Annotated in this window: 8 protein-coding genes; 5 read left to right on the forward strand and 3 right to left on the reverse strand. The window is 64.6% G+C overall.

Annotated features, from left to right (window positions below; all coding sequences use genetic code 11):
• Positions 1 to 66 precede the first annotated feature (66 nt).
• A complete protein-coding gene (locus LWF01_RS06335) occupies positions 67 to 1899 on the reverse strand; it encodes a DEAD/DEAH box helicase (protein WP_349640198.1) in 1833 nt (610 codons plus the stop codon).
• Between the two features lie 430 nt (positions 1900 to 2329).
• On the opposite strand from LWF01_RS06335, the gene LWF01_RS06340 reads away from it, so the two are divergent.
• The 5 genes from LWF01_RS06340 (at position 2330) to dnaG (ending at position 9431) form a co-directional block, all read left to right on the forward strand.
• Positions 2330 to 3715 carry a glycine--tRNA ligase gene (locus LWF01_RS06340; RefSeq protein WP_349640199.1) on the forward strand — a complete coding sequence of 462 codons (1386 nt, stop codon included), beginning with the start codon at positions 2330 to 2332 and terminating at the stop codon, positions 3713 to 3715.
• Between the two features lie 28 nt (positions 3716 to 3743).
• Positions 3744 to 4997, forward strand: a complete 1254-nt coding sequence (locus tag LWF01_RS06345; RefSeq protein ID WP_349640200.1) for a YibE/F family protein — start codon at positions 3744 to 3746, stop codon at positions 4995 to 4997.
• Between the two features lie 119 nt (positions 4998 to 5116).
• Complete coding sequence (dusB, locus tag LWF01_RS06350; RefSeq protein WP_349640839.1) at positions 5117 to 6235, forward strand: tRNA dihydrouridine synthase DusB; 1119 nt, start codon at positions 5117 to 5119, stop codon at positions 6233 to 6235.
• Between the two features lie 21 nt (positions 6236 to 6256).
• The gene (locus tag LWF01_RS06355) at positions 6257 to 7555 is read left to right on the forward strand and encodes a deoxyguanosinetriphosphate triphosphohydrolase (RefSeq protein ID WP_349640840.1); all 1299 of its coding nucleotides are present in this window, start codon (positions 6257 to 6259) and stop codon (positions 7553 to 7555) included.
• A 4-nt stretch (positions 7556 to 7559) separates the two neighbouring features.
• Positions 7560 to 9431, forward strand: coding sequence for a DNA primase (gene dnaG / locus LWF01_RS06360; protein WP_349640201.1), 1872 nt, complete (start codon positions 7560 to 7562; stop codon positions 9429 to 9431).
• Positions 9432 to 9851: 420 nt separating this feature from the next.
• On the opposite strand, the gene LWF01_RS06365 is transcribed toward dnaG, so the two are convergent.
• Entirely contained in the window at positions 9852 to 11051 is a 1200-nt protein-coding gene (locus LWF01_RS06365) for a glycosyltransferase (protein ID WP_349640202.1), read from the reverse strand.
• A gap of 26 nt (positions 11052 to 11077) precedes the next feature.
• On the reverse strand, positions 11078 to 11968 hold the full coding sequence (locus tag LWF01_RS06370) for a DMT family protein (protein WP_349640203.1): 891 nt from the start codon (positions 11966 to 11968) through the stop codon (positions 11078 to 11080).
• Positions 11969 to 12118 lie beyond the last annotated feature (150 nt).

The following is a 12118-nucleotide window of genomic DNA, read 5'->3' on the forward strand; positions in this document are numbered from 1 at the left end:
TTATGAGGGCATGTTTCAACTAGAAAGCGGACCGTTTCGCGTGAGTGGACGCCGGGGTGGACCTAGTTAGTACGTCTTGCGTCCGGCTACTTTGTGCCGTGGCTTGCGGCCTGGGCCGTCGGAGCTCTTGCCCCCGCGGTACTCCCGGTCGCCGCCACGGGACTCGTCCCGGTCACGGCCACCGAAGTCACGGCGCCCGCTGTCGTCGCGTCGTCCGCCGTGTTCCGGACGGCCCGGACGACCGGAGTCACGGCGAAGCCGGATCAGCTCACCGGCAACCCGGGTGCGCTTCAGTGCCTGCCAGGTCGAGTCGGGAAGCTCGCTCGGAAGTTCGACCAGGCTGTGGTCGGAGCGGATGTCGATGTGGCCGATGTCGGACGAGTTGATGCCGCCCTCGTTCGCGATCGCACCGACGATGGCGCCGGGCTGTACCCGGTGCGCACGGCCGACATCGAGCCGGTAGGTGGTGCGGTTTCCCGCCGGACGACGGTCGCCCCGGCTGCCCGGGCGACCCGCGCCAACACCCTTGCTGCGGCTGCCTGGTTCGGGCAGCGGCTCAACCGACAGCGACTGACCGTCGAGGACCATGGCCGCAAGCGCGGCAGCGATCTCGGTGGCCGGTACGTCGTGGGTGCGCTCGTACTCCTCGACAACGGAACGCACCGTGCTGAGGTCCTCAGAGCTGAGTGCCTCGGTGATGCGCGCTGCGAAGCGCTCAGCCCGGGATGCATTGACGTCTTCGACGCTTGGCATCTCCAGTGGGCTGACCGGCTGACGGGTTGCGCGTTCGATGGAACGCAGCAGGTGCTTTTCCCGCGGCGTGACGAACAGGATCGCGTCGCCGGTACGTCCGGCGCGGCCGGTGCGGCCGATGCGGTGCACGTATGACTCGGTGTCGTGCGGGATGTCGTAGTTGACAACGAGGCTGATTCGCTCGACGTCAAGGCCGCGGGCCGCGACATCTGTCGCCACCAGGATGTCGATCTGGCCATCGCGCAGCTGATTGATCGTGCGTTCACGAGCCTGCTGGGGGATATCACCGTTGATTGCCGCCGCCGTGTAGCCGCGAGCCCGCAGCTTGTCGGCGAGGTCCTCGGTCGCTGACTTCGTCCGGACAAACATGATGATGCCGTCGTACTCTTCGACCTCGAGGATGCGGGTCAGCGCATCGAGCTTGTGCGAGTGCATGACGGACAGGAAGCGCTGACGGGTGTTGGCGCCGGTCGTGGTCTTCGACTTGACCGTGATTTCACGTGGGTCGTTGAGGTACTTCGACGCAATCTTGCGGATCGAGCTGGGCATCGTCGCGGAGAACAGCGCAACCTGCTTGCTGTCCGGAGTCGTCGCCAGGATCTCTTCGACGTCCTGCTGGAAGCCCATCCGCAGCATCTCATCGGCCTCGTCGAGTACCAGGTACTCGAGCTGCGAAAGGTCCATGGTGCCCTTTTTCAGGTGGTCGATGACCCGGCCTGGGGTTCCGACAACTACCTGTGCGCCTCGGCGCAGACCCGCCAGCTGCGGACCGTAGCTCTGCCCGCCGTAGACGGGAAGAACGGTGAAACCTGGAAGGTGGGTGGCGTATGAGGCGAACGCCTCGGCGACCTGCAGGGCGAGCTCACGGGTTGGGGCCAGAACCAGTGCGGCCGGCGCCTTGCCGTGATGGCCACGCTCGGCCAGGTGCGAAAGAACGGGAACGGCGAACGCCGCGGTCTTGCCGGTACCGGTCTGCGCCAGTCCGACGACGTCGCGGCCCTCAAGCAGTGGGGGGATGGTCACGGCCTGGATCGGCGTCGGCGTTTCGTAGCCGACGTCGCTCAGTGCGCGCAGTACCTTTTCGTTGATTCCGAGTTCGGAAAACGGCGCGCGCTCGGTCTCGGTGGATGTTGGGGTATCAGACATGGTCAATGTGTGCTCTCTTCTGCTCGCGGGATATTCAACACGCTTATGCCGCTGCGGATTAGCGGCCGTCCCTCAGTGGCCGAATGCCTTGAGGGCTCACAATGAAGAGCACAACGTCCCTTGCAACCGATTTAGGTCGCGACGCTAGGAAGGCATGGAAATGGCCAAATAAAGTTTGGGTGTGTGACCAGTCTAGCGGCTGCGTCGCCGATACCGTGCATCGACGGGACCGAAGTGACCGACGCCTCATTTAGGAGCTGACGCTGGTTGGTGCCCCAGGCGTCGGTTGTGTCGCGCCCCAGGCGTCCGTTGTCTGGTGCCTCGGGCGTCGCGATTCCGGGCTTAAGGCGTTGTTGGATACCCTTGAGGTTCACACCACATTGGGCATCACCTTCCAAGGTTGGCCTGTCGATAATTAGGAGTAATTAACTTGGCTTCTCCCAGCCGGCTCGATTCCGTTGTAGCGCTGGCCAAGCGCCGTGGCTTCGTCTTTCCTGCAGGTGAGATCTACGGCGGTACCCGGTCGGCCTGGGACTATGGACCCCTCGGCGTCGAGTTGAAGGAAAACATCAAGCGCCAGTGGTGGCAGTCTGTTGTCAGGGGTCGCGACGATGTCGTCGGGCTCGACTCCGCAGTCATCCTGCCGAAGCGGGTCTGGGAGGCCTCCGGCCACGTGGAGGTGTTCACCGATCCGTTGGTGGAGTGCACCAATTGCCACAAGCGTTACCGCGCCGATCACCTGGTCGAAGAGTACGAGGAGAAGAAAGGGCGCGCCCCGGAGAACGGCCTGGCGGATGTCAACTGTGCGAACTGCGGCGTCAAGGGCGCCTGGACCGAACCGCAGAACTTCTCCGGCCTGCTGAAGACCTACCTCGGCGCCGTCGACAACGAAGAAGGCCTGCACTACCTTCGGCCTGAAACTGCGCAGGGTATCTTCGTTAACTTCGCGAACGTGCTCGGCACCTCACGGAAGAAGCCGCCGTTCGGCATCGGTCAGATCGGTAAGTCATTTCGGAATGAGATCACCCCGGGAAACTTCATCTTCCGTACCCGCGAGTTCGAGCAGATGGAAATGGAATTCTTTGTCAGGCCGGGCGAGGACGAGGAATGGCACCAGTACTGGATCGATGAGCGGTTGTCCTGGTACACGGAGCTCGGAATCAACCCGGACAACCTGCGTCTGTACGAACACGAGCAGGACAAGCTCTCGCACTATTCCAAGCGCACCGTCGACATCGAGTACCGGTTCGGCTTCACCGGCTCCCAGTGGGGCGAGCTGGAAGGCGTGGCGAACCGCACCGACTTCGACCTCAGCACGCATGCCGAGCATTCCGGCGCCGACCTGTCGTACTTCGACCAGGCGTCCGGCGAACGCTGGACACCGTTCGTCATCGAGCCCGCCGCCGGCCTTACCCGTTCGCTGATGGCGTTCCTTGTCGACGCGTACACCGAGGACGAGGCGCCGAACACCAAGGGTGGGGTGGACAAGCGAACCGTGCTGAAGCTCGATCCACGGCTTGCGCCGATCAAGGCTGCGGTGCTTCCGCTGAGCCGCAATGAACGGCTTTCGCCAAAGGCCAAGGAACTCTCCGCTGAGCTTCGCAAGACCTGGAACGTCGACTTCGACGATGCGGGCGCTATCGGCCGGCGCTACCGCCGGCAGGACGAAATCGGAACGCCATTCTGCATCACCGTCGATTTCGACACCCTGGATGACGACGCCGTGACCATTCGGAAACGCGATGACATGAGCCAGGAGCGGATTTCACTCGACAAGGTTCGAGGCTATCTGGCACAGGGTCTACTCGGGGCCTGACCGGTTCCATCCAGGGGGCACCGAAACGATGGCGGCAGGACACTCACACGGCGCTGACCTGCGTCCGGCGACCAGGCGTGACCGGATCAGACGCCGCAAGGCGATGCTCGGCATGCTGGTCATCATTGTCCCAATCGGCGTGGCAACCGTCATCGGTCTGTTCGCGTTGTGGCCGAGTGGCGAACCGCCGCGGGTCGACTTCAACGATCCCACGTCGCTGGCACCGGGGGTCTCCTATTCGGAGGCGACAGTTTCCGCGGTGGAACACCGCCCCTGCACAGAGGAGGAAGGCGGCGGCGACTGCGTCGACGTCGACATCACGGTCGCCGGCGGCCAGACCGGCTCGATGTACGTTCCGCCCGAGGTGGCGGCATCCGGCATCGACCCCGGCGACGATCTCAAGGTGCTGTCGTTCCCCGATGCCGAGACCCAGGAAGCTTCCAACAGCAACTTCGAGTACATTTTCGTCGACTTCGATCGTGACTTCCCGTTCGTTGCTCTCGCGGTCGCCTATGCGGTAGTCGTCGTCGCGGTCGCTAGGTTGCGCGGGCTCAGGGCGCTGGTCGGACTGGTCATCGCCTATCTCGTGATGGTGAAGTTCATGCTGCCTGCCCTGGTCGCCGGCGAGCAACCGGTCCTCGTGGCACTCGTCTCATCGACTGCCATCATGTACGTCGTGCTGTACCTGGCTCACGGTGTCTCGGCCAGGACGACGACCGCACTGCTGGGCACGCTCGCCGGCATCGGGCTCACAGTCGGCCTCGGGTTCTGGGCAGCCGACGCGGCTCATCTGAACGGCATTGGCAGTGAGGACAGTTACACGCTCGCGTCCAATACCGATATGCAGCTGGGGTCGCTGGTGCTCTGCGGCATGATCATCGCGGGACTCGGCGTGCTGAACGATGTGACGATTACCCAGGCCTCGGCCGTCTGGGAGCTTTCAGAAGGCGCAAGGAACCGCAGCGCCAGAGAGCTTTACGGCTCGGCGATGCGGATCGGCCGGGACCATATCGCCTCGACCGTGTACACGGTCGCGTTCGCGGTTGCCGGCGGCGCGTTGCCGGCAATGGTGCTGATCACTATGTACAGCCGGTCGTTCCTGGAGTCCCTGACCTTCGGCGAGTTGGCCGAGGAGCTCGCCCGGACGCTGGTTGGTTCGATAGGGCTCGTGTTGGCGATCCCGATCACCACGCTGATCGCCGTCGTCGTGGTGCGGGCAGTGTCCAGGCGTGAGCCGGACGATGAGCGAATGCCGGATCCGCTGCCGGCCTCCGGCGGCTAGCCCGCACAGGTTGCTGGTGTTCCGCGGAGTTCGCCGCCGCGCGTAATTTGCAGGGACTTGCGACAATAGATGGCGTGAGTGTTCTTTTGGAGCAGGCGAAGCCTTTGCAGATTGGGCCGATGACGCTGCCGACCCCCGTTGTGTTGGCGCCGATGGCTGGTATCACCAACGCCGCATTTCGCAGGTTGTGCCGTGAGTACGGCGGGGGACTGTACGTGTCCGAGATGGTGACCTCCCGCGCCCTGGTGGAGCGCACCCCGGAATCCATGCGGCTGATTCACCATGACGACGACGAGCGCCCCCGCTCGGTCCAGCTCTACGGAGTGGACCCGGCGACCATTGCGGCCGCGATCCGGATGCTGGTCGACGAGGACAGAGCCGATCACATCGACCTGAACTTCGGCTGTCCGGTGCCCAAGGTGACCCGCCGCGGCGGGGGGTCGGCGCTGCCCTGGAAGATCGACCTGTTCACCGCGATCGTAACCTCGGCAGTGCGTGAGGCATCCCGCGGCGGCATCCCGCTCACTGTGAAGATGCGCAAGGGGATCGACGCCGATCACCTGACCTATCTCGATGCCGGGCGGATCGCGCGGGATGCCGGCGTGGCGTCCATCGCGCTGCACGCCCGGACCGCCGCCGATTTCTACTCCGGTACGGCCGACTGGTCGTCGATCTCCCGGCTGAAGGATTCCCTGGGCGACACGGTGCCGGTGCTCGGCAACGGCGACATCTTCTCCGCCGAGGACGCACTTGACATGATGGCCCAGACCGGCTGCGACGGGGTCGTGGTGGGGCGTGGCTGCCAGGGTCGGCCATGGCTTTTCGGTGACCTGGCCGCCGCTTTCCGGGGTGACCCGACGCGGATCCGACCCGGTCTCGTAGACGTCGCCGCGACGGTCTACCGGCATGGCGAGCTGCTGGCCGAGCACTTTGCCGACGAGAACCGGGGCATGCGTGACCTGCGCAAGCACATGGCCTGGTACTTCAAAGGCTACGCGGTCGGCGGCGATGCGCGGCGCGCGCTGGCAATGGTTTCAAGTCTTGCCGAGCTGCGCGAGCGTCTCGACGCGCTCGACCTGAGCGTTCCATACCCGGGCGCCGATGCCGAAGGCTCGCGCGGACGTGCGGGGAGCCCGAAGAAGCCTGCGCTGCCTGAAGGCTGGCTGAATGATCGGGAACTCAGCGGTGAACGGCGTGCCGTTCTGGCCGGCGCCGAATTAGACATTTCAGGAGGATGACGAGTGAGCCAGTCCTCACGCATGGGTGATACGGTCACGCCCGTTGCGCAGTACAGCGACTTCGATCAGGAACGGTGGATCACCGAAACGGCCAAGAATCCGCGGCGAAGCGCCTTTCAGCGGGACCGTGCCCGGGTCGTGCACTCTTCCGGGCTGCGTCGGCTCGGCGCCAAGACCCAGGTGGTCTCGCCGGGCAGTGACGATTTCGTCCGTACCCGGCTGACCCACAGCCTCGAGGTAGCGCAGGTCGGCCGTGAACTTGCCCGCTACTTGGGCTGCGACCCGGACGTGGTCGACGCTGCCTGCCTGTCCCACGATCTTGGCCACCCGCCGTTCGGTCACAATGGCGAGATCGCACTGGCGAGCCTGGCCAAGGACATCGGGGGATTCGAGGGCAATGCCCAGACGCTGCGCCTGCTCACCCGGCTGGAGGCGAAGGTGCTCGCTCCCGGTGAGAACGGTCCGTCAGCCGGCCTGAACCTGACTCGCGCCACTCTCGATGCAGTGTCGAAGTACCCCTGGCCGCGATCCCAGGCACCGGAGATCGCCGGCGAATCGTCCAGCGTGCAGAAGTTCGGCGTATACGAGGATGACCGTGAGGTGTTCGCGTGGCTCCGCCAGGATGCGCCGATCAGGGTTCGCTGCCTGGAAGCCCAACTGATGGACCTCGCGGACGATATCTCGTATTCAGTCCATGACGTCGAGGACGCCGTAGTGGGACGCTCGCTCGACCTGGGCTCACTCGACGATGCCGACCTCCGAGACGAACTGGCCTCGACGACCAGGCGCTGGTATCTGCCCGAGGTCGGGGAAGACGAGCTGCTCGCCTCACTGGACCGGCTGCGTTCCGCTGCCTACTGGCCGAGAGCGTGGGACGGCAGCCGGCGGGCCCAGGCCGGGCTCAAACACATGACGTCACAGCTGATCGGGCGCTTCGCCGCCGCTGCCGAACATGCCACCCGGGAAGAGTACGGCTACGAGTCGCTCAACCGCTATGCCGGTAACCTCGTGGTGCCGCGTGACACCCTGACCGAGATCAGCGTGCTGAAAGGACTCGCTACGGTGTCGGTTATGGTTGCCGCCGACCGGCAGCAGATCCAGAAGTACCAGCAACAGGTCCTGGTCGATCTGGTCGGATACGCCGCCGACCATCCCGAGTCGCTGGAGCCGATGTTCTCGGCCGACTATGCCGTTGCCGACAACGACGACGCTCGTTTGCGGGTGGTCATCGACCAGGTGGCTTCGCTGACCGACAACTCCGCCTGGGGCTGGTATCACGCCATCCACGCGGGCGACGGCGACTTGTCCGGGCTAGGGTAAAGGCGTGGCAGGACTGATCAGACGTGACGACATCGATGAGGTGCGCTCACGGGTGCGGATTGACGAAGTCGTCGGCCATCATGTGACGCTGAAATCTGCCGGTGTTGGCTCGATGAAGGGGCTGTGCCCATTCCACGATGAACGCTCACCGTCGTTCCACGTGCGGCCACAGGTTGGGCTGTACCACTGCTTCGGCTGCGGCGAAAGCGGAGACGTTTTCACCTTTCTGCAAAAGATTGACCACGCAACCTTCAGTGAGGCTGTCGAACGCCTGGCGGCACAGGTCGGTGTGCAGCTGCGCTACGAGGACGGGGACGGGCCAAAGCGGGAGGACGTGGGGCGCCGGCAGCGCCTGATCCAGGCTAACCAGGCGGCCGACACGTTCTTCCAGCAACAGCTGGGCAGCGCCGAGGCGGCAGCCGGGCGCCAGTTCCTTGCCGAACGCGGGTTCAGCAAGCAGGCCGCCGAACACTTCGGCGTCGGCTACGCGCCAAAGGGTTGGGATTCCTTGCTGAAGCACTTGCGCGGCCGGGGGTTCACCGAGGCCGAGCTGAGCGCGTCCGGGCTGATGAGCCAAGGAAACCGCGGACTCTACGACCGTTTCCGCGGCCGGCTGATCTGGCCGATCCGCGACCTCACCGGCGACACGATCGGGTTCGGCGCCCGCAAGCTTTACGAAGATGACCAGGGGCCGAAGTATCTCAACACCCCGGACACCGCGCTGTACCGCAAACAGCAGGTGCTCTACGGTATCGACCTGGCAAAACGGGACATCGGCAAGAAGCGACAGCTTGTTGTGGTCGAGGGCTACACCGACGTGATGGCGTGCCATCTTGCCGGCGTCACCACGGCGGTTGCGACCTGCGGCACGGCGTTCGGCACGGATCACATCAAGGTCGCCCGCCGGCTGATCTCTGACTCACAGACCTTCGGTGGCGAGGTGGTCTTCACCTTCGATGGCGATGCCGCTGGCCGAAAGGCGGCGCTGCGCGCGTTCTCCGAGGACCAGCGTTTCGTCGCTCAGACGTTCGTCGCGGTGGAGCCGAGCGGCGCCGATCCGTGCGAGCTGCGGCAACAGCACGGCGATGCGGCCGTGGTCAATCTGGTGAAGTCCCGTCGTCCGCTGTTCGAGTTCGCCATCGTGTCGACGCTTGCCAGCTTCGATCTCAACACGGTGGAAGGGCGCGTTGCCTCCCTTCGTGCGGCCGCGCCCGTTGTGGCCGGCATCCGGGACAGTGCGCTGCGTCCGGGCTATGCACGGTTTCTGGCCGGAAGGATCGGCATCGACGTCGAAGAGGTGCTTCGCGCCGTTCAGGCGGCATCCCGGCGCGGTTCGGGTTCCCAGGGCGAGGACGGCCGGCCCCAGGGCTCATCTTCGGCGACGGGCGGACGCCGGCAGGACTCCACGGACCCGGTCGCCCAGGTCGAGCGCGGGGCGCTCCAGGTGGTGCTGCAGCACCCCTTGTCGGTGAAGGCCGAGGCTTTCGACCTGCTCGACGGACAGGTTTTCCGCTCGCCGGCGCACCGTGCCGTCCATGACGCGATCCGGGCCGCCGGCGGGCTGGCCGCGGGACAGCAAAGCCCTTCAGCCTGGCCGGAGAAGGTGCGGACGGCTGCCTCGGAGGTGGTGTCGAACCTGGTCGGCGAGCTGGCCGTGCGTCCGCTGCCAACCGATGACGAGGGCATCGAGCGCTACTGCCGGGCAATCATGGCCAAGCTACTCGACCTGGACATGACCCGGATCGCCGCGGAACTACACGGCAGGCTGCAGCGGCTCGACCCGACGACCGACGCTGAAGAGTCGCTGAAGGTGCTTACTCAGCTGCAGGAGCTTGAGGCGCGGCGGGCTCGGAACCGGGCCGATAGTCAGGGCTGAGGCGGGGCCAGCGGCTGGGCGGCTATGGACCCGGCGACGGGACGCATCGTCTCGCCCATCTCGCTCGTTCCTCGCTCGAAATGCCCGGCCACACCATGACGACGCGCCCCGACGCCGGTTGGGTGTCGCCACTCGCTGGTCCCTCGCTCGAAATGCCCGGCCACACCATGACGATGCGCCCCGCCGCCGGCGGGGTGATCTGGCGGAGCGTCGTATTGCCTATCTCGCTGGTTCCTTGGTGGAGGTGCCCGGCCACACCATGACGATGCGCCCCGCCGCCGGCGGGGTGATCTGGCGGAGCGTCGTATTGCCTATCTCGCTGGTTCCTTGGTGGAAGTGCCCGGCCACACCGTGACGATGCGTCCCCGTCGCCGGCTTGGTATCGACGAACTCTAACCGCCGACTACCGGCGCCGTTGCTTCAGCGTCTATGCCCGGCCGGAATCGACCGGTAGATCTCCTCGAAGCTCTTCAGCGTGTTTCCGATGTCGTGTTTGGCGACCATGGTCGCACTGGCCTCGCCCATGGCGGCGAGCGCATCGGCATCGAGCGCCGCAATCTTGCTGATCTGTTCTGCCAGTTCTACTGTCACCCCCGGCGTGAAGAGGTAGCCGTTGTAGCCTTCGCGGACCAGGTGCGGAAGCGCGACGGCGTCGGCCAGCACGACGGGCTTTCCGGTGGCCATCGCCTCAAGGGTGGCGATGCTTTGCAGCTCGGCGGTGCCGGGAAGGCAGAACAGGGTGCAACGAGCGTATGCCTTGGCAAGTTCTTCGTCGGAGATCTTACCGAGGAACGAGACCCGGTTGGCTACTCCGAGGGAGCGGGCGAGGTTTTCCAGATTCTCCAGTTGTTCGCCCGACCCGACGATTTCCGCGCGTACGTTCAATGCCGGATCGGTGAGCGCCACCGCCTTGATGATCTGGTCGACGTGCTTCTCCTCCGCGAGGCGCCCAACGAAGAGCACTGTCCGAGCGTCCTTGTCCTTCGCTGCGGCGGAAGTGTCCACGGTCGCCGGGGTAAAGCCGGAGAGGTCGATCCCGCAGGAGATCGCCCGGATCTCGTGGTTGAAGCCATGTTCCGTGAGAAGGTCGGCGGCAAGTTGGGTCGGAGTTGTGATCACGTCCGCCTTCTGGAACTGCTTGCGCAAGTCTCGCCAGGCCCAGCGGATGCCGGCATCCAGAATTGGCTTCGGTACCGAAACGTAGGGGGCCACGTTGTCCGGCATGAAGTGGTTGGTGGCGGCGAGAGGGATGCCGCGCCGCTTCGCCCCCTTGATCAGGAAGCGACCGATTACGAAATGCGCCTGAACGTGAACCACGTCGGGCTGTATCTCTTCGAGCAGCGCTTGTACGGCAGGTTTGGTCTCCCACGGGAAACAGATCTGCCAGGTCGGATGCGGGTACCAGCGGTGCGATCGCAACCGGTGGACGATGACGCCATCTTCCTCGGTGTCGGAGACGGTGCCGGTGGCCGCGGGGCAGATGACGTGAACCTCATGGCCGTGCTGCGCCAACCCGGTCGCCAGACGCTGGGCGAACCGCGCCGCACCATTGACCTCAGGGGCATAAGTTTCGGCACCGATGACGATGCGGAGTGGCTCGGAACTCTGTTGAGGAAACATACCGTCTTTCGTAGTTGGGGGGAGACTCATGGGGATTTTGTCGATGGTCCGATACTGGTGGTCTCACTTTTTGATTCGAGTACATCGGGGTGGTAGCGGGAGAGGACGAGCACGCCGCCGACTGCGCAGGCGCCGCACACAATCATCAGGGTCAAAATTACAGGAGAGACCTTGCTGGCTTCCTGCAGGACGATTGCCCCGATGATGACGGCAACAATCGGGTCGATAACGGTCAGGCCAGCGATCACCAGCTCGGGTGGGCCGGAAGCGTACGCGGTCTGGACGAACCACGAGCCGAGCAGCCCCGCGGCGATGATGCCGATGAAGCACTCCCAGCTGACGGTGTCCAGGCCATTGAGTAGTTGCTGGCCGACCAGGTGGACGCTCGCCGCCACGCAACCGAACAGGACGCCGGCAGCAATGATATAGAAGAGATTGCCTGACTTCTTCCGAAGCAGGGCGACGAGACCGAAAACAGCGCTCACTGTCAGCGTCAGGACGGTCACCGGCAGGGCTTCAGGACCGGTGAGCAGTGGTGAGTGCGCGTTGAGCGCCGACAGCGTGACGAAGAGCCCCAGGCCAACTGTGCAGACGAGCACGGCGGCGAGTACACGGCGCTTGAACTTGAGCCCGCGGAGAGTCATGCCCATGAGTACGGCCACAATTAGAGAAAACGTTCCCATCGGCTGAACCACCATCACTGGCGCGATGGACAGCGCCACGACGTTCAGCAGCATCCCCAGTCCGAGGACGCCGAGCCCGAGCAACCAGCGCCGGTCCTTCGCAAGCTCGAGCAGGTGCTTGAACTTGAAGCTCCCGGTTCGCTCCTGAGTCTGCACCGCGCCATGTTGGAAATGCGCACCGAATGCCAGGCAAACCGCCGAGGTGAGGGCGAGGACCACAGCAAGAGCTGTCACTGTTTCACGCGCCTCTCGGTGGGAAGTGCCGGATAGGTTGTCATTGTCTCTAATCGTAGTTCGTTGGGCCTGGGCCGGCGGGTGAAATGCGGGTAAATGGGGGATCTCCCGACATAGTTGGGTGCTATACCCCAGTCTTCGATAAGGGTC

The sequence above is a fragment of the Saxibacter everestensis genome, assembly GCF_025787225.1.
GTDB classification, from domain to species: domain Bacteria; phylum Actinomycetota; class Actinomycetes; order Actinomycetales; family Brevibacteriaceae; genus Saxibacter; species Saxibacter everestensis.

What these genes read in the sequence shown, in the direction of transcription:
- dusB (WP_349640839.1), top strand. Translation starts at nt 5,117, where the DNA reads ATGACGCTGCCGACCCCCGTTGTGTTGGCGCCGATGGCTGGTATCACC.
- LWF01_RS06345 (WP_349640200.1), top strand. Translation starts at nt 3,744, where the DNA reads ATGGCGGCAGGACACTCACACGGCGCTGACCTGCGTCCGGCGACCAGG.
- LWF01_RS06365 (WP_349640202.1), bottom strand. Translation starts at nt 11,051, where the DNA reads ATGTTTCCTCAACAGAGTTCCGAGCCACTCCGCATCGTCATCGGTGCC.
- LWF01_RS06335 (WP_349640198.1), bottom strand. Translation starts at nt 1,899, where the DNA reads ATGTCTGATACCCCAACATCCACCGAGACCGAGCGCGCGCCGTTTTCC.
- LWF01_RS06355 (WP_349640840.1), top strand. Translation starts at nt 6,257, where the DNA reads ATGGGTGATACGGTCACGCCCGTTGCGCAGTACAGCGACTTCGATCAG.